The organism is unidentified bacterial endosymbiont, assembly GCF_918797525.1.
Taxonomy (GTDB): domain Bacteria; phylum Pseudomonadota; class Gammaproteobacteria; order Enterobacterales; family Enterobacteriaceae; genus Enterobacter.
The window spans coordinates 3,280,698-3,298,569 of record NZ_OU963893.1 but is presented as its reverse complement, the minus strand read 5'-3'; the positions used below and the strand labels follow the sequence as shown (position 1 = coordinate 3,298,569).

The window sequence follows — 17,872 nt, the reverse complement described above, 5'->3', positions numbered from 1 at the left end:
GGAGCGACCATGAAGCTAACACTGCCAGCCAAATTTTTTTGGGGTAACTCGGTATCCAGCATGCAAACGGAAGGGGCATGGAATGAGGGCGGAAAGGGGATGTCGGTGTACGACATCCGCGAAGCCGGGGAAAATATTTCTGACTGGAAAGTCGCTACTGACGCCTTCCACCGCTATCGTGAAGATTTCGATTTAATGCAGGATCTGGGCATGAACTGCTACCGCTTCCAGATCTCGTGGAGCCGCGTTTGCCCGCAGGGCGACGGCGACTTTAATGACGAAGGGATCGCCTTTTACGATGGTTTTATTAACGATCTGATTGCCCGCGGCATTGAGCCGATGATCTGCCTTTACCATTTCGATATGCCCCTGGCGCTGGCGCAGGAGTATAACGGTTTCAACGATCGCCGGGTGATGGATGCCTTCATTCGCTACGGTAAAAAAATGATCGACTGTTTTGGTGACCGTGTTAAGTACTGGTTGACCTTCAACGAACAAAACATCTTCCATATGCCGGAAGCCTTCCGGATTTCAGGTTACATGAAAGGGGAGAAAACCCTGCGCGAGCTGTACGAGCTGCAGCATCACACCATGGTCGCGCACATGGCATTGACTGACTATCTCCATCAGACCAAACCGGGCCAACTGATGGGCGGAATGCTGGCGCATCAGCTGATCTACCCGGCCACCTGCAAACCGCGCGATATCTTCTGTGCCCAGCAATACGACGAATTCCTCAACCAGAACCTGCTGCGCGTCTTTGCTGGCCAGGGATACAGCCCGGCGGTGATGGCGGTTGTTGAACAGCAAGGGTTCGCTGATATTTACCGCGCTGAAGACCTTCAGCTTCTGGCACGCACTAAAAACGACTACATGGCCTTCAGCTACTACGCCAGTAAAACCCTGGACAGCGATGCCATTCCTGAAGGGACGCCGGTTAATTATTACCTGCTGCACGGCGAGAAAAACAATCCATATCTGAACGCCACGGAGTGGAACTGGCAGATCGATCCGCTGGGCTTTCGTACCATCATCACCCGCTATGCCAACGACTGGCGAATGCCGGTATTCCCGATTGAAAACGGCATTGGGGTGATTGAATCCTGGGATGGCGTTAACCCGATTGAGGATACCTACCGTATTGAGTATCACCGGGCACATATCGAGGCCATGAAAGAGGCGATGTTTGAGGACGGGGCAGTGGTCATCGGCTATCTCGGCTGGGGCTTGATCGACATTCTTAGCTCACAGGGCGACATGCGCAAGCGCTACGGCGTGGTCTACGTCAACCGGGAAAATCACGACCTGAAAGACCTGAAGCGTGTGCCGAAGAAAAGCTATGCGTGGTTGAAACAGGTTATCCATACCAACGGACGCGAGATGTAAGCCGTACGCTGCCGGGCCGTTTTTGTGACTGATTAACAGGAAGTTCCGCTATGTCTGAAACAAAAATCACACCTGCGATGCAGTCCTTTGTCGACGGATTTGTAGCGTTTTCGGCGCGCCTGGCAAACCAGGTGCACCTTCGTTCCCTGCGCGACGCCTTCGCCACGGTAATGCCGATTTTTATCCTCGCCGGACTGGCGGTACTGGTGAACAACGTGGTGTTCCCGTGGATCTTTGAAGGCGACACGCTCATACAGTTTAAGGTCTGGGGTGAGGCGATTATCAACGGTACGTTGAATATTGCCGCACTGCTGCTGGCCCCGATGATTGCCTGGTCGCTGGCGCGTAACAAGGATTTCGACAACCCGGTTTCGGCGGTGGTTATCGCCATCAGTAGCTTTATCATCATGATGCCGATGCGCTTACAGCTTACCCCCGTCGGCAGCGACGCCGCGGTGAATATGACCTAGGTGCTCACCTTCGCCAATATCGGCTCGACCGGCATTTTTGCCGGGGGTACTGATTGGCTTACTCTCAACGGAGCTGTTTATCGCCATCTCCCGGCTCAAAGCACTCCAGATTTCACTGGGGGACAACGTCCCGCCGGCGGTCAGTCAATCTTTTACCGCGCTGATCCCAACGCTGCTCACGCTCTCTCTGTTTGCTATTCTGGCGGCGGTGCTCGCGAACGTGCTGCATACGGATCTGATCCATCTGATCACGACCTTTATCCAGCAGCCGCTGCGTCTGATTAACACCAGCCTGCCGGGTACGATTTTTATCTACAGTTTTGGTAACTTCTTGTTCACCCTGGGCATTCATCAGTCGGTCGTTAACAGTGTGGTGCTGGAGCCGTTCCTGCTTATCAACACCAACGAGAACATGCTGGCCTTTGCCAACGGCCAGCCGATCCCGCATATCATCAACAATATCTTTGTACCGACGTTTGGCATGGTCGGGGGTACTGGCAGTACGATTTCGCTGCTGATTGCCATATTCATCTTCTCGCGGCAGAAATCGGCGAAACAGGTAGCGCGTCTGTCGCTGGCGCCGGGTCTGTTTAATATCAACGAGCCGGTGATTTTTGGCTTGCCCGTGGTCTTTAACCTGCCGCTGATGATCCCGTTTGTTCTGCTGCCCGCCATTGGCATTTATGTCGCCTGGCTCTGTACCACCCTGGGGTTAATGTCGCGCTGTGTGGTGATGATCCCGTGGACAACACCGCCCATTTTGAGCGCCTGGCTTGCCACGGCGGGGGACTGGCGAGCGGTGGTGGTGCAGTTGGCAATCATTATATTTGGTGTATTCTTCTACCTGCCTTTCCTCAAAATTGCCGAGAGAGTGGCTATAAAAAACAGTGGGATAGAAACTAATTAAAGGAAGGGACGATGGCGGCGAAGTACATCACCATAGCGCGGGAAATTAAAAAACGCATTATCAGCCAGCAGTATGCCGCCAGTGAACCGCTTCCGGACCAGTTCGCGCTGGCGGCAGAGTTCAGCACCAGCAGAATGACCGTTCAGCAGGCCATGCGTCAGTTGATTGTCGAAGGGCTGGTTTATACCCGTCAGGGGCAGGGAACGTTCATCCGCAAAAATTTTCTGCAGCTCTCGCAGTGGGATCTCTCCGGCAGCGACTACTTTGGCGCTACCAAAACCTGGGCGCATCTGGGCACGGTCACAAGCCAGGTGGTCCATTTTGAACTGCGTTTTCCGAATGAAAAAGAGCAAGCGTCGCTGATGATCAATGCAGATGCGCCGATCTATGACTTTATTCGTCTGCGCCTGCTTAACGGCGAGCCAATGTCGCTGGATTCAACCGTTATGCCGCTGAACCTGGTGCCTGGCCTGAACAAAAGCCATCTTGAAAGCTCGGTGTTTGGCTATGTGCAGGAGACGCTGGGGCTAAAGATTATGGGGTCGTATCGGGTGGTGCGGGCGCTAAAATCGAACGCGCTGGATATGCAGCACCTGATCTGTGAGCAAAGCGATCCGGTGCTGGAGGTGGAGCAGGTTATCTATCTGGAAGATGGCACGCCGCTGGAGTACGCCCACTGTCATTATCGGTACGACCACGGCGGGATCGTCATCGTCAATAACGGATAAAAAAAGCGGGCATCAACGCCCGCCTGGTGATTTTAGGCGATTAATTCAAGCGAACCGGCATACCCGAGCGGTTCTGAATGGCCTGGTCAACAATGGTCGTTTCCACATCCGCCTGAGACGTCACGGCCTGCACCGCGCTGTTCAGCGTGACAGGGACGATTTCATTGTTGTTAATCTGGTCTTCGCTGGTAGACAGCGGGTTGTGTACTTCGATGTAACGGCTGCCATCTGGCTCAGAGGTCGCTTTTACCGGTTCGTTGATGAACTGGACGCGGGTTCCTACCGGCACGTTATCGAACAGGAACTTTATATCGTCGTTACGCAGACGTACGCAGCCGTGGCTGACGCGCAGGCCGATACCGAAGTTAGCGTTAGTACCGTGAATTGCGTACAGGCGGCCAATGTACAGCGCGTACAGCCCCATTGGGTTATCCGGGCCTGCCGGAACGACGGCTGGCAACGGCTCACCGGCAGCGATGTACTCGGCGTGCATTTTCGCGGTTGGGGTCCAGGTTGGGCCGGCTTTCTTACGCTCAACTTTGGTGGTCCAGTTCAGCGGGGTATCTTTGCCCAACTGACCGATACCGATTGGCAGCACGATCACGGTGTTGGTGCCTTTCGGGTAGTAATACAGACGCATCTCCGCGCTGTTGATAACGATACCTTCATGAACGGTATCCGGCAGGATTAGTTGCTGAGGAATGTTCAGCACGGTTCCCGCTTTAGGCAGATAGGGATCGACACCCGGGTTAGCTTCCAGCATGTTGGACAGGCCGAGCTGATACTGCGCGGCAAAATATTCCAGCGGCTGGCTGTTACCCTCTTCAACGGTGACAACCTGGTTTTGACCTACCAGACGGCTTCCGTCAGTCGGCAGAGGATACGTCACCGCTGACGCAGTCTTACAAAAACCTACTACGGCTAACGCCGCCGCAAAAAGCGTTGTTAATTTCATGTTCATGTTATGCGAGGTATCTTGGCCACTCTGGCGATTGGTTGATAAGTCTGAATCTGTGATGGGAGCGCATTATATGTGCATTCCTGTTAACAGGGAATTCAGATGTGTACGAAATCACATTTTTTTCAGTTTTGTTAAAGTTTAGTGGAAAGCTGCAACACGGGATCTCAATTCGGAATTGTGGCATAATGCCGTGTTTATCACACTTTTCGCAGGAATCTCCCCGTGTTAGTTACCAGCAACGTCACTATGCAGTTTGGCAGTAAGCCGCTGTTCGAAAACATTTCCGTCAAATTTGGCGGCGGCAACCGTTACGGCCTGATTGGTGCCAACGGTAGCGGTAAATCCACCTTTATGAAGATCCTCGGCGGCGACTTAGAGCCGACGCTTGGCAACGTATCGCTCGATCCGAACGAGCGTATCGGTAAGCTGCGTCAGGACCAGTTCGCCTTCGAGGAGTTCACCGTGCTCGACACCGTGATCATGGGGCACGCGGAGCTGTGGGAAGTGAAGCAAGAGCGTGACCGCATCTACGCCCTGGCTGAAATGAGCGAAGAAGACGGCTATAAAGTGGCCGATCTTGAAGTGCTGTACGGCGAGATGGACGGCTATTCTGCGGAATCGCGCGCCGGTGAACTGCTGTTGGGCGTCGGTATTCCGGTAGAGCAGCATTACGGCCCGATGAGCGAAGTTGCGCCGGGGTGGAAGCTGCGTGTGCTTCTGGCCCAGGCGCTGTTCTCTAACCCGGATATCTTGCTGCTCGACGAACCGACGAACAACCTGGATATCGACACCATCCGTTGGCTGGAGCAGACGCTGAACGACCGCGACAGCACCATGATCATCATCTCGCACGACCGTCACTTCCTGAACATGGTCTGTACGCATATGGCGGATCTGGACTATGGCGAGCTGCGCGTTTATCCGGGCAACTACGATGAATACATGACGGCAGCCACCCAGGCGCGTGAGCGTCTGCTGGCCGATAACGCCAAGAAGAAAGCGCAAATTGCTGACCTGCAGTCCTTCGTCAGCCGCTTTAGCGCCAATGCGTCTAAATCGCGCCAGGCAACCTCTCGTGCGCGTCAGATTGACAAGATCAAACTTGACGAAGTGAAAGCCTCCAGCCGTCAGAACCCGTTCATTCGCTTCGAGCAGGATAAAAAACTGTTCCGTAACGCGCTGGCAGTGGAAGCGTTATCGAAAGGCTTCGAGAGCGGCCCGCTGTTCAAAACCGTCAACCTGCTGCTGGAAGTGGGCGAGAAAATTGCCATTCTGGGGGTTAACGGCGTGGGTAAATCCACGATGCTGAAAACCCTGGTCGGTGAACTGCAGCCGGATAACGGCACCGTGAAATGGTCTGAAAATGCGCAGATTGGTTACTACGCGCAGGACCATGAGTTTGAGTTCGAAAACGACCTGACGGTGTTCGACTGGATGAGCCAGTGGAAGCAGGAAGGCGACGACGAGCAGGCGGTGCGCGGCATTCTGGGGCGACTGCTGTTCAGCCAGGACGACATTAAAAAGCCTGCTAAAGTGCTTTCTGGTGGTGAAAAAGGTCGCATGCTGTTCGGCAAGCTGATGATGGAAAAACCTAACATTCTGGTGATGGATGAACCTACCAACCACCTGGATATGGAATCTATCGAGTCGCTGAACATGGCGCTGGAGATGTATCAGGGCACCCTGATCTTCGTTTCCCACGACCGTGAGTTCGTTAGCTCGCTGGCGACTCGCGTGATCGAAATTACGCCAGAGCGCGTGGTGGACTTCACCGGCAACTACGAAGACTACCTGCGCAGTAAAGGTATCGATAACTAAAATAATTCCCCTCCCCCCATAGGGGAGAGGGGACTGCTCAGTGCGGTTTTCACCCTCGCTCCTGGGGGAGGGGCTATGACATCACCCACTCACCCCCTTTAACACCATTCACCCGCAGCGTCCGTTTTTCTCCTGCCGGTAATGACACCTTCAGCGCTTTCCATGCCGGGCGATAATCTCCGCGCGCCTGGACCTTCAGGTTGATGGTTGCCCCCTCACATACCATTTCCCACTCCACCCACAGCGCATTGCCCCTCTGGTAGCCCCAGCTTTCGCCATCGTCTTCAAACAGCAGGCCAGAGGTCGTTCCCACGCCTTTTACCGGGAACAGTTTTAGCTCGCGGGTATCATCTTTTGCAGCATTCACGTGGGTGATGCGCTCGCTGAGTGGCAGACCGGCACCGGCGCGTACCAGCAGCGGCAGTTTTTCCAGCGGTGCGTTGAGGACAATCCACTGGCCGCCTGCGAACCACGCGTGGGTGTAGAAATCATACCAGCCGCTTTCGTTATCCGGCAGCCAGACTCGGCGCTCACGCTGCCCGGCCTCCACCACGCTGACCACCAGCACGTCACGGCCCAGCAGGAAGTCATCGCACTCTTCAAAGGTTTGAACATCGTGTTCGTGGTCGAGGAAGGTCGGACGTAGCATAGGTTCATCATCCACGTGCGCCTGCCAGAGCAGGGTGTAAAAATACGGCAGCAGGCGGTAGCGCAGCTCAATCGCGCTGCGAATGGCTGGCGTGACGCCCGGATACATCCACGGTTCATTTACCGTGTGGTCGTCATTCCACGAGTGAATGGTAAAGCGTGGATGCATCACGCCGTTCTGCACCCAACGTACAAACAGCTCGGCATCCGGCTTATCGCCGGAGAAGCCGCCAACGTCGTGGCCGATGTTAAACAGCCCGGACAAACTCATCCCCAGCCCCATGCGGGTATTAAAACGCAAGGTGTCCCAGTTGGTACGGTTATCACCGCTCCAGGTCTGCACGTAGCGCTGCATCCCGGCACAGCCAGAGCGGGAGATAAGATAAGGCCGTTTACCCGGCGCAAAGCGCTGCTGCGCTTCCAGCGAGGCACGCATCATCAGAAGCGGCATCACCGGGCGAATATGCTTGATAGCAATTTCCTTGCCGAAGCCGTAACAACGCGCTTCCCCGTCCCACACCTCATACTCGTTGTTATCGTTCCAGGTAGAGTCGATACCCATTTCCAGTAGCTGGGTGGTTACACCCGCCTGCCACCACTGCACCGTTTTGGGGTTGGTAAAGTCAAGGTGGGAACCTTCGTCATCCCAGAAGCTGGAACGTTCTGGCGCATCGGTTTCTGAATCCCGGATGAATAACCCGTTTTCCGCCACTTCGTTGTAGCGCGGGTGATCCTGCAGCAGGCACGGCTTGATGTTTGCCGCCAGTTTCAGCCCTGCATCGTGGAACGCCTGGCTCATCAGCTTCGGCTGCGGCACTTTGTCGTGGTTCCAGTTAAAGACGTAGCGTTTGCCGTTGATCGAGGTATAGCCGGACGAGAGCTGGAACGAGTCACACGGGATCGCGTGCTCCTGGCACAGGCGAATAAAGTTCATCAGCTGGTTTTGCGCGTCCGGTGCATCGGTATAGTGCATGGTCGAACCGCTATACCCCAGGCTCCATTTCGGCCCGAAAAGCGTTTTCCCGGTCAGGCGCACGAAGGCTTTGGTGATGTCCAGCACGCGTTTGCCAGTAAATATGTAGTAATCGATATCGCCCGCTTCCGCCTGCCAGCGACGATAGGCGGTGTGGTAGTTGTCAATCTCATTACCCAGATCCAGCCAGCAGTTGCTCAGGTTGTCGTAAAACAGGCCATAACTCACGTCATCGCGGCGGGTGATGGTGAACGGAATATGCTTGTACAGCGGGTCGGTGCTGGCGGCGTTATAGCCCATCGCGTCAAGGTTACGCATCTCGTAACGGTTACCGTTGCGCTGCAAATGACCTGCCTTTTCTCCCAGCCCATAAAAACGCTCGTCCTGACGGCGGCTGAGGTAGTGTGCCACCCCGTCGCCGTGGGCGTTAAGCAGATACGCGCTGGTGGGGCGGTCGGTCACCAGCGGCTGCCACTCACTGGCCTCATTGCGGTAGTGCCACTCCAGCCACAGCGGCTGATGCACGGTGACGCGCAACTGTTCGGTTGCGACGCTCAACACATCATCCTGCTGCGCCAGCGTCCAGGCCGGGCAGGAGAAACCGCTCACGTCATCGCGATGGCGGCCTTCCCATGGCACATCTTTATCCGGGGCGATGCTCCAGGTGCGGTCAAGCGTCAATTCCCCCTGGCGTTTAATCAGCACGCGGAACAGATTCTCTTCCAGCACATACAGGCACAGACGATGCTGATTATCGACCAGCAGTTCCAGGTGGTTGGCTGATTGTTTATCCAGGGTCCAGTTTTTCAGGGTTTTCATATGCAATACATCCACTATCAGGCGCGCTTGGCGCGACGTTCAGCAATAAATGCTACCAGGAAAACAGCGCCAATCAGGTCAAAGAACCCCATGGCAATGAAGAGCGGGTTAAAGCCTATCTTATCGGCGGTCACCCCAATCAAAAGCGAGAACAGGAAGCTGGCGATCCAGGCCGCCGAGCCGCGCATGCCGTTAACGGTCGCCATCTGGCCTTTATCGAACGACTCCACCACGAGGGCGCTGAGCATGCAGGAGATTATCTGATGCCCGAAGCCGCCGATGGAGATCAACACGATGGTGATGTACGGGTCGCGGGTAATGGCGACAATGGCTAATGAGATCATCAAAAACGCGCCGGTCACGGAGCTGGCAACCACGGCGTTCACGCGGGAGCAGCCGAACATGTGGGTATAAAGGCGAGTCAAATAGCCGCTCGCCACGCTGCCGAGGTCGGCGGCGAGGAACGGCAGCCAGGCAAACATGGCTATTTGCTTCAGATCCATGCCGTGCTCTTTGGCGAGATACAGCGGCACCCAGAAGCTCAGCACTGCCCAGGCTGGCTCTGCCATAAAGGCCGGGAGGGCGATACCGTAAAAACGTTTATTCCTGGAGACGGTTTTGAGGGCGGTGAGGAAGGGCAGTTTAACCGCAGGCGGTTCGTTATCCTGCTGGATAAACGCCAGCTCGTCTTTGCCCAGGTTCGGATGTTGTTCCGGATTATGGTAGAACGCCCACCACAAAATCACCCACAGCAGCGCCAGCACACCGGTAAACATAAATGCGCCCTGCCAGCCAAACGACGCGTGTGCGAAGTAGATGATTGGCGGCGCCAGCATTGCACCTACAGAGAAGCCTACGCCAGCCCAACCGGCCGCTACAGGACGTTCCGATTTCGGGAACCATTCGCCAATAGTTTTAGCATTTGCCGGCGTGGCGGCGGCTTCTGAAGCCCCCATAAAGAAGCGCAGGATCGCCAGATGCAGCCAGCTTCCGGCGCCCGCGTGGAAAATACACATCAGCGCCCATATCCCGGCGCAAACCATAAAGCCAATTTTCAGGCCGATGACGTCAATCAACCAGCCGCACAGCGGCTGGAAAATGGTGTACGCAATCTGGAAAGCGCCGACGATCCAGGAGTATTGCTCGGTGGTGATCCCCAGACTCTCTTTCAGCTCCGGCGCGAGAATACCTAGCGAGTTTCGGGTGATGTAGTTGACAGTCACGCCCAGTAAGAACAGCACCAGCACATACCAGCGCAGGTTTTTAATGACGCGACGGGTTTTGCTTGTCGCAACGGTGTTATTGATGTCCTGACTCATTTTACTCTCCGCAAGACGGACGGTAGGGGACAGACGGTTCAGATATCACACAGATTTATATGACGTTGATAGTTATCTGTTTTAATGCTTTACTTTGGCATACAACTAGTATGGAAGCTGTGTGACAGGTTCACCTTAAGGGAGAAAATGGACGGGCAATAGTGGATTTTGTGCAAGATTTCTCATAACTAACATCAATCATTTGGCATGATGCATTGAACATCAGCTCTGACCTGATAAATACGCTATGAAAATTTTGTCATTTCGCAAAGGGAGCCAGATCACAAAATGGACAAAAGGCTAAAAATCACTGAAATTGCCGCTCGTACCCAGCTCTCAATCAGCACCGTTTCGCGCGTGCTGGCGGGGAAGGCCAACACTAGCGAAAAAGCACGCCAGAAAGTGCTGGAATGCGCGCGAGAGTTAGGCGTAATGGACGGCCTCGCGGCGGGGCGCCTGCTGCTCAATAGTCTGGTGGTATTTGCGCCGCAGCGGGCATTTGACGAGCGGTCCGACATCTTTTACTACCGCGTTCTTCAGAGCGTCAGTAAAGGACTGGCGTCGCATGAGGTGCGATTACGCTTCTGCGCGCTGGAAGAGAATGACAGCGATGCACAGCTATTCCTGGCGCGAATGAATGAAGCGGATACCCAGGCGGCGATCCTTCTCGGTATCGACGATCCGCATATACATGATTTAGCGGTCGACGTCGGTAAACCCTGCATGCTCATTAACTGCCGCGACCGGCGCATGCGTCTGCCCGCCATCACACCCGATCACCGCGCCATCGGCGAGCGGGCAGCGGAATACCTGTTTGAAATGGGGCACTGTGAGGTGATGACGGTGCTCTGCCTGCGGCGTTACACCATGGAGTTGCGTCTGGCAGGGATCCGTGATGCGTGGCAGTCGCATAACCTGACGTTCAATGACCACCGGGACCTGCTGGTGGCGCCAAGCTTTAGCGCGCGTGAAGCGGAGCACCTGGTTAGCATCTGGCTCAGCCAGCGGCAGGGAAAGGACTTACCCACCGCCTTTTTAGTTGGCGGCGACTTTATGGCGGCGGGCGCCATCAGCGCGTTGCAAAAGCAGGGGTTACGCGTACCCCAGGACGTTTCGGTGATGAGTATTGATGGTTTTAATCTGGCGGCGATTCAGGATGTTCCGTTAACGGCAGTGCATGTTCCGCGCGATGAGCTGGGCACTGAAGCGGTGCATATGCTCCAGCAGCGGCTTATGCGCCCGGACGCGCCGGTGGGAACGTTATTGCTTAATGGAACGCTGACCGTGCGGGAGTCAGTACGGCGGATACGTCAGGGGAAACGACGCACCGCCGTTGAGCGGGAGGGGCTTTATGACAGTTAAATCATTCCCAGGGCGCGCTTGCCGTGAATATTCAGATCGTCCAGGGTAAAGCGATCCTGCCAGCTTTTCTCGTAATCCTCACGCGGGAAATCACCCGGCGACGCGCCGGTTTCCAGCGCCGCTTTCACCTTCTTCGCGTAGGCCAGATTCTTTTCACACATCGGGGCGGCAGGAATATACATTACGTTGCCCCAGCCCTGCTGGTTGTCAACCGGTGCGACTGAGTGGATAACATCGCAGTGCCACCACACGGAATCGCCCGCTTCCAGCGCCGGAATGCTGGTCAAGGCTTCGATTAACAGCGGGTGCCATTTTTCAGAAATCGGCAGTACGCGTCCCGGTGCGACACCGCACAGTTCATCTTCCGGCACATCGTCCAGCAGCGGACGCAGCAGAATATAGGCCATCGCTTGCGGAATGGGCACTACGTGCAGCAAGCCCTGGTCCGGGATCATGTCGGACAGCGCCGTCCAGCCCTGGAAGGTACGGAACACCGAGCACTTAGTGGTGTTATCCACGGTGTACTCTTCCACTTCAGTACGGTGCGCGGCGTTCCAGGGATCGTATTTCTCAACATTGCCGTCAAATACGCGAGCGAAAACCTGTTGGTATGCGGGCAGCAGCCAGCGCTCCAGCGCGCCGGAGTCGGTATGGGCGCCCAATCCTTTAGAGGTAGTTCCCGGCGGACGACGGCGAATACGGTCCGGGTAAATCACGCTCACGTCCGGGTTGAACCACTGTTTACCGTTGCTCTCGAATGTCCATAAACGGTTCAGGAATGACTGCACCTGCGCCATCTCTTCACTCTGGCGTGCCTGCATTTGTGCCTGCGACCAGTAGATCGGGAAGATCTCCGGACGGGAGGCCGTTAAGGTACCGAAGAAGTTGTCGCCCGGGCCTTTGTAGACCGCATCAAACCGGTTGACGTCAAGGTAGTCGAGCATCGATTGATCCCACGCTAACGCCTGTTCGCGCGGAAAGTGACCTTTAATCACCGCACAGCCCCGTCTTTTTACCGCTTCGCGCTGTGCCTGGGTGAGGGTGCCGTTTGCCACATCCGCAAACGGGATAACCGGCCACACATCCGCCCCTTGGGTTTTCAGGGAATTAATTTCGGCCACATGGGTGGCAATGTTATCGCTAAGCTTATCGAACACCGCCTGAACGTCGCCGATCTGCGCGCGTAACTCACGTTTCATCTGACGGATTGCCGCGTTGTGGTCCGCAGGCAAAATTTCACTGGAAAAAGTCATAACCGCCTCGCATCTTTCATACGAAAGTAAAAGTATCTACAAATGATACTTTAAGTTAAAAATAGGTGAATGCAAGTTTAAAAACTTGATGCGCAGCACAGGCTGGAAAAAGAGTGGGGTGCCGGAGTGGTGCTCCGGCGGGAATGCGGTCAGACGTCGAAGGGCGGCCGGGCGTCGAGCACGGCCTGAATAACATTCAGCGCGCCCTGCCGGTTGTTGTCGTCGGTGCTATAGCGGCCGATCTCTTTGATACTCTCTGCCGCGTTGCCCATCGCAAAGGAGTATTTCACCAGCTTGAGCATCTCTGCATCGTTGCCACTGTCGCCGATTGCGACACACGCCTGTGGCGAGACCTGCCAGAGTTTCAGCAAACGGCTGATACCGTTGGCTTTGTGCAGGCCGGGGATGATCAAATCAACAAACCCAAAACCGCTGGTAACCGGCTTCATGATTCCATCCAGCGAGACGTGCAGCTTGTCGATCAAATTCGGGATATTGCTGTCGGGCAGGTTGAGGGAGAACTTGAACAGCACATCGTCAATCTCGCGATAATCACTAATACGTTTTAAGCGGTGATAGTGCTTCGACATCAGCGCCACGAAATCATCCGGTGCCTTGTCGCTGATGTAGGCGCTCTCCAGCCCGCAGGCCACAAAGTTAAGCGCCTGGTCTTTCAGCAATTCGCCCATAACCGTTTGAGATTCGTGGCGGGTCAGCTCACCGTGGAAAATCTGTTCGCCGTGATCGAACACCAGCGCGCCGTTTTCCGCCACGAAGGAGATCTGCTCTTTCAGCGTCGGGAAGAAGGAGATGAGCTGGTAATACTGATTGCCGCTGGCAACCACGAATTCAATATTGCGTGCGTTAAGCTGCTCAAACTGTGCCTCGAAGCGGTCCCTGTCGTACTGCTTGGCATCATCAAGGAAAGTTCCGTCCATGTCTGTGACGATAACTTTAATGGTCATACATTGCGCTCCTGAGTCACTGCGTTTGAAACATTCTAATAACAAGGTGACGGGGAGCACAAATTTAATTTCGAATGAAAGGGAAAAGCCCGGTAAGCGCAACGCCACCGGGCGTTTTTTTAAAGTGTGTGCTCCGTGCGGGCAATAATGTCGTCCTGCGCATCCGGTGACAGGGCGGTAAAGAACGCCGAGTAACCCGCTACGCGCACAACCAGGTCACGATACTGGTCAGGGTGTTTCTTCGCTTCCAGCAGCGTCTCGCGTGAGACAATGTTGTACTGAATGTGCCAGCCTTTATGCACCTCGAAGAAGGTTCGCATCAGCACCATCAGCTTCTGGCGGTCGCTGTCGTTTTCCAGCGTTGCCGGGTTTAGCTTCTGGTTTAACAGCACGCCGCCCAGGATAGCCTCTGTCGGCAGTTTACCCACTGAGCCAATCACCGCCGTGGGGCCAAGGTGGTCAGTACCCGAGGCCGGGCTTGCCCCTTCCGCCAGCGGGGTATGCGCTTTACGTCCGTCCGGCGTGGCCATGGTCGCCGCGCCAAACGGCACGTTCGCGGAGATGGATGATGTCCCGGCGTAGTAGTTTCCGCCAATCGGACCGCGGCCGTAGCGCGGGTTGTGGTACTGCTTCAGCGCTTCAATGTAGGTCGTGTACGCACGGGTCAGCAGCATGTCCACGCTGTCGTCATCATTACCATACTTCGGCGCGCCGTTGATCAAACGCTGGCGAAGTTGCTCGTGCGACAGTCCGTCGAAATCATCCGCCAGCGCGGCGGCCAGCTGCTGCTGGCCAATCATGCCCTGGTCGAAGACCAGTTTTTTCACCGCCGCCAGGCTGTTGCCGAGGTTGGCTATGCCGACCTGCAGACCGGAGACCCAGTCGTATTTCGCGCCGCCTTGCTTAATGCTTTTCGCCCGCTCGATGCAGTCATCTACCAGCGCGGAGCAGAGAATGTCATGGACGTTCTCCTCCAGCATGGTGTCCACCACGTACTCAATCTCGATGGATTTGCGGGTGTAATAGCGGATCTGGGTATCCCAGGCCGCCATCACTTCCTCGAAGTTAGCAAAGTTACCCGCAGAGAGCGCTTGCTCCTGCGCCAGGAACACCTTGCCGCTGGTGGCATCCCGGCCGCCTTCCATCGCTGCCAGCATCACGCGCGCAAAGTTAATGAAGCTCATGCCGGTACAGCGATAACCCCATTTGCCGCCCACGGCGGTTTCAATACAGCCAATGGCGGCGTAGTCGTAGGCATCGTCTTTTTCGATGCCCAGCTTGATGAATTCCGGGATCACGATTTCATCGTTGTTAAACGCGGGCATGCCGAAGCCGCAGCGGATCACCTGCACGCAAGCATCAAGGAAATCGTTGCTCATGCCCGCGTGATAGCGCACGCTCAGGTTGGGCTGGGTGGAGCGCAGGCGGCCGCAGGATTCCAGAATGGCGTAAGAAAGCGGGTTCACCGCGTCCATTGGCTCACCGTTCACCAGCGTCTGGCCGCCGATGGTGACGTTCTGGTACAGCGGGCTACCGGCTGACGCTTTTGAGTGCGAGCCGGAGCGGATCTTGTTCACTTCCAGCAGCTTCAGCCAGCAGCTGTGCAGCAGCTCAATAGCGTGTTCGCGATCGAGGCTCTGGTTCAGTTCCACGTCGCGGCGGTAGTAGGGATAGAGATACTGGTCCATGCGGGCAAACGACACGGAGTGGCCGTTGGATTCAATCTGCAGGATCAACTGGATGAAGTAGCAGAGCTGCAGCGCCTGCCAGAACGATTTTGGCGGTTGGTGAGCGATAACGTCGCAGTTTTCGGCAATAGCGAGCAGCTCATCGCGGCGGTTTTCGCGGGTTTCGGCGGCGGCCATTTCGCGCGCCAGTGCGGCGAAACGTTCAATATGCAGACTCACGGCGTCCAGCACGATAGCGATCGCTTTCAGGAACTGGTCGCCGTGCAGGTCGTCCAGCACCGTCAGGTTAATGCGTGAGCGGCGCTCGGCCACTTTCGCGCGCAGGCCGTCGAGACCTTTTTCCAGCAGCAGCGGGAAGTTAACGGCAAGGTGCGCATCGCCAGAGGTCATGTTGCCTTCGGCTTTGATAATGCCGGTCTCCAGCAGCCCTTTTTGTTCGTCGGTAAACATTCCGTAGCAGCGATCCTGAACCGTCTGACCGCGCCACCACGGGCAAATCTCATGCAGAACGCGCTTATTCTCTTCGTTCACTGAGAAGCCTGCGCCAGGGCGATCGGCCAGATCGTCGATCTCTTTCTCAATCCAGGAGACGGTATATTCCGGGAAGATCGGGGCGGCGCGCACGATGCTTGCCTGATTCCCGACGATCAGCTCATCGTGTTTGATCCAGATGGTGCGTTGCGCCAGATGATGCGCCAGCGCCAGGGCACGACGTACCGGGATCGGCTTATCCATGTGCTGCTGGTACATTTCGGTGTAATGCTGTGCACGCTCGGTACAGACCGGTGGCTTAACGATGTGTACCAGCGCCATTTTGTGCGCTTTAATGCGCTCGCTGAGGGTGTTGAGATTCAGGGTCGTCATAATTTTATCCTCGTAAGGTCGCGGTTAATCCTTTCTGGCAGGCGTATTGCTGAGCAAAATCCAGTAGCGCAGGGTTATCCAGCGGTTTGTCAGGAGCAGAGTAAGGTTGACCGAGCAGGGCGTATTTGTTCATGCCCAGCGTGTGGTACGGCAGAAAATGAATGTCGTGAACGTTGAGTTCGTCGGCCGCGAAATTGGTGATCGCGGTAATGGAGGCTTCATCGGCGTTAAAGCCTGGGATCAGCGGTACGCGCAGGGTTATTTTTTTCCCGGCTGCCGCCAGGCGTTTCAGGTTATCGAGGATCCGTTTTGCTGAGCCATCCGTCCACTGCTTGAAAATCGCGCCATCGACATGCTTGAGGTCGGCGAGGAACAGATCGACATAGGGTAATGAGGGCTCGATATAGTGCCACGGTACGTGCAGGCAGGTCTCGACGGCGGTATGGATAGCGTGCTCATGGCTTAGTTTGAACAGCGCCAGGGCCAGGTCGGGGTTCATAAACGGCTCTCCGCCGGAGAGGGTAATACCGCCGCCGCTACGATCGTAAAACGGCTTGTCGCGCAGCACAGTCGCCATGATTTCCGCGGCCTGTTGCTCTTCGCCGCAGACGCTGAGCGCCTGCGTCGGGCAGCAGTCGGTGAGGGCATTGAGCGTTTCTTCGCTCAGTTTTTGGCGGTGAATCACCAGCCCATTCAGCGCACGTTCAATGCACGTTGGCGCGGCCTGTTGGCATAGGTCGCAGCCTTCGAGGCACAGACGGGCATCAAACAGCACGTCCCGCGTGCGGGCGCGGCTTTCCGGATTCTGGCACCATCGGCAGCCCAGCGAGCAGCCTTTCAGGAACACCACGGTACGAATGCCGGGACCATCATGGGTAGAGTAACGCTGAATATTGAAGATCATTTTTTCGCCCTCTAATTGCATACGAAGATTAAAATACTTTCGAATGAAAGTTATCTTGATGCAGGTCAACTCTTGAGCAGGTTTTGTCATGATAGGGTTATTGCAGGCAAATTTTGAGGATCGCTTTATGGAACTTTATCTCGATACATCTGATGTTGCGGCAGTCAAAAAGCTGGCGCGTATCTTTCCGCTGGCAGGCGTGACCACTAACCCAAGCATTGTCGCGGCGGGAAAAACGCCGCTGGAGGTACTGCTGCCAGAGCTACACGACGCGCTGGGCGGGAAAGGACGCCTGTTTGCGCAGGTGATGGCCACCACCGCCGAGGAGATGGTGGAAGATGCGCGTAAACTGCGCGCGATAATCCACGATCTGGTGGTAAAAGTGCCGGTCACAGCCGAAGGGCTGGCGGCAATCAAGATGCTGAAAGCAGAAGGGATCCCGACGCTGGGTACGGCAGTTTACGGCGCCGCCCAGGGGATGTTCTCCGCGCTGGCGGGGGCAGAATATGTTGCGCCTTACGTTAACCGCGTGGACGCGCAGGGCGGAGACGGGATCAAGACGGTTATTGAGTTGCAGCAATTGCTTACGCTGCACGCGCCGCGGTCAAAAGTGCTGGCCGCGAGCTTTAAAACGCCGCGTCAGGCGCTGGACTGCCTGCTGGCAGGGTGTCAGTCCATCACGCTGCCGCTGGACGTCGCGCAACAGTTTATTGCCTCACCGGCGGTGGATGCGGCGATGGTGAAGTTTGAGCAGGACTGGCAGGAGGCGTTTGGGCGGACGTCTCTCTGATGCGGTTGTCGGGTAAG

12 protein-coding genes and 1 pseudogene are annotated in these 17,872 nt (G+C 55.8%); 6 read left to right on the top strand and 7 right to left on the bottom strand.

The features are described from left to right. The first annotated feature begins 9 nt into the window (after positions 1 to 9). From NL510_RS15660 to NL510_RS15650, 3 genes and pseudogenes are all read left to right on the top strand, one after another. Positions 10 to 1,386 carry a glycoside hydrolase family 1 protein gene (locus tag NL510_RS15660; RefSeq protein WP_253378040.1) on the top strand — a complete coding sequence of 459 codons (1,377 nt, stop codon included), beginning with the start codon at positions 10 to 12 and terminating at the stop codon, positions 1,384 to 1,386. Between the two features lie 50 nt (positions 1,387 to 1,436). Next, positions 1,437 to 2,763, top strand: a pseudogene (locus tag NL510_RS15655) (PTS sugar transporter subunit IIC). Positions 2,764 to 2,774: 11 nt separating this feature from the next. After that, a complete protein-coding gene (locus NL510_RS15650; protein WP_253378039.1) occupies positions 2,775 to 3,491 on the top strand; it encodes a GntR family transcriptional regulator in 717 nt (238 codons plus the stop codon). Positions 3,492 to 3,531: 40 nt separating this feature from the next. Here NL510_RS15650 and ldtB read toward each other — a convergent pair whose 3' ends face one another. After that, a complete protein-coding gene (gene ldtB / locus NL510_RS15645; protein ID WP_253378038.1) occupies positions 3,532 to 4,452 on the bottom strand; it encodes a L,D-transpeptidase in 921 nt (306 codons plus the stop codon). A 222-nt stretch (positions 4,453 to 4,674) separates the two neighbouring features. Here ldtB and NL510_RS15640 point away from each other — a divergent pair, with 222 nt between their 5' ends. After that, entirely contained in the window at positions 4,675 to 6,270 is a 1,596-nt protein-coding gene (locus NL510_RS15640) for an ABC-F family ATPase (RefSeq protein ID WP_253378037.1), read from the top strand. A gap of 73 nt (positions 6,271 to 6,343) precedes the next feature. Here the strand turns inward: NL510_RS15640 and NL510_RS15635 are convergent, their stop codons facing one another. Further along, positions 6,344 to 8,710 carry a glycoside hydrolase family 31 protein gene (locus NL510_RS15635; RefSeq protein ID WP_253378036.1) on the bottom strand — a complete coding sequence of 789 codons (2,367 nt, stop codon included), beginning with the start codon at positions 8,708 to 8,710 and terminating at the stop codon, positions 6,344 to 6,346. A 17-nt stretch (positions 8,711 to 8,727) separates the two neighbouring features. Next, complete coding sequence (locus NL510_RS15630; protein ID WP_253378035.1) at positions 8,728 to 10,029, bottom strand: MFS transporter; 1,302 nt, start codon at positions 10,027 to 10,029, stop codon at positions 8,728 to 8,730. Between the two features lie 288 nt (positions 10,030 to 10,317). Here NL510_RS15630 and NL510_RS15625 point away from each other — a divergent pair, with 288 nt between their 5' ends. Beyond that, positions 10,318 to 11,391 (top strand): LacI family DNA-binding transcriptional regulator, encoded by a 1,074-nt coding sequence (locus NL510_RS15625; RefSeq protein ID WP_253378034.1) that lies wholly within the window; start codon positions 10,318 to 10,320, stop codon positions 11,389 to 11,391. On the opposite strand, the gene NL510_RS15620 is transcribed toward NL510_RS15625, so the two are convergent. The 4 genes from NL510_RS15620 to NL510_RS15605 form a co-directional block, all read right to left on the bottom strand. Continuing rightward, positions 11,388 to 12,644, bottom strand: coding sequence for a DUF1479 domain-containing protein (locus tag NL510_RS15620; RefSeq protein ID WP_253378033.1), 1,257 nt, complete (start codon positions 12,642 to 12,644; stop codon positions 11,388 to 11,390). The two genes, NL510_RS15625 and NL510_RS15620, sit on opposite strands and share 4 nt — an antisense overlap. A 149-nt stretch (positions 12,645 to 12,793) precedes the next feature. Then, entirely contained in the window at positions 12,794 to 13,609 is an 816-nt protein-coding gene (locus NL510_RS15615) for a Cof-type HAD-IIB family hydrolase (RefSeq protein WP_253378032.1), read from the bottom strand. Between the two features lie 119 nt (positions 13,610 to 13,728). Then, on the bottom strand, positions 13,729 to 16,161 hold the full coding sequence (locus NL510_RS15610) for a formate C-acetyltransferase/glycerol dehydratase family glycyl radical enzyme (RefSeq protein ID WP_253378031.1): 2,433 nt from the start codon (positions 16,159 to 16,161) through the stop codon (positions 13,729 to 13,731). Positions 16,162 to 16,165: 4 nt separating this feature from the next. Beyond that, positions 16,166 to 17,065 (bottom strand): glycyl-radical enzyme activating protein, encoded by a 900-nt coding sequence (locus tag NL510_RS15605; protein WP_253378030.1) that lies wholly within the window; start codon positions 17,063 to 17,065, stop codon positions 16,166 to 16,168. A 127-nt stretch (positions 17,066 to 17,192) separates the two neighbouring features. Here NL510_RS15605 and fsa point away from each other — a divergent pair, with 127 nt between their 5' ends. After that, positions 17,193 to 17,855 carry a fructose-6-phosphate aldolase gene (fsa, locus tag NL510_RS15600; RefSeq protein WP_253378029.1) on the top strand — a complete coding sequence of 221 codons (663 nt, stop codon included), beginning with the start codon at positions 17,193 to 17,195 and terminating at the stop codon, positions 17,853 to 17,855. Positions 17,856 to 17,872 lie beyond the last annotated feature (17 nt).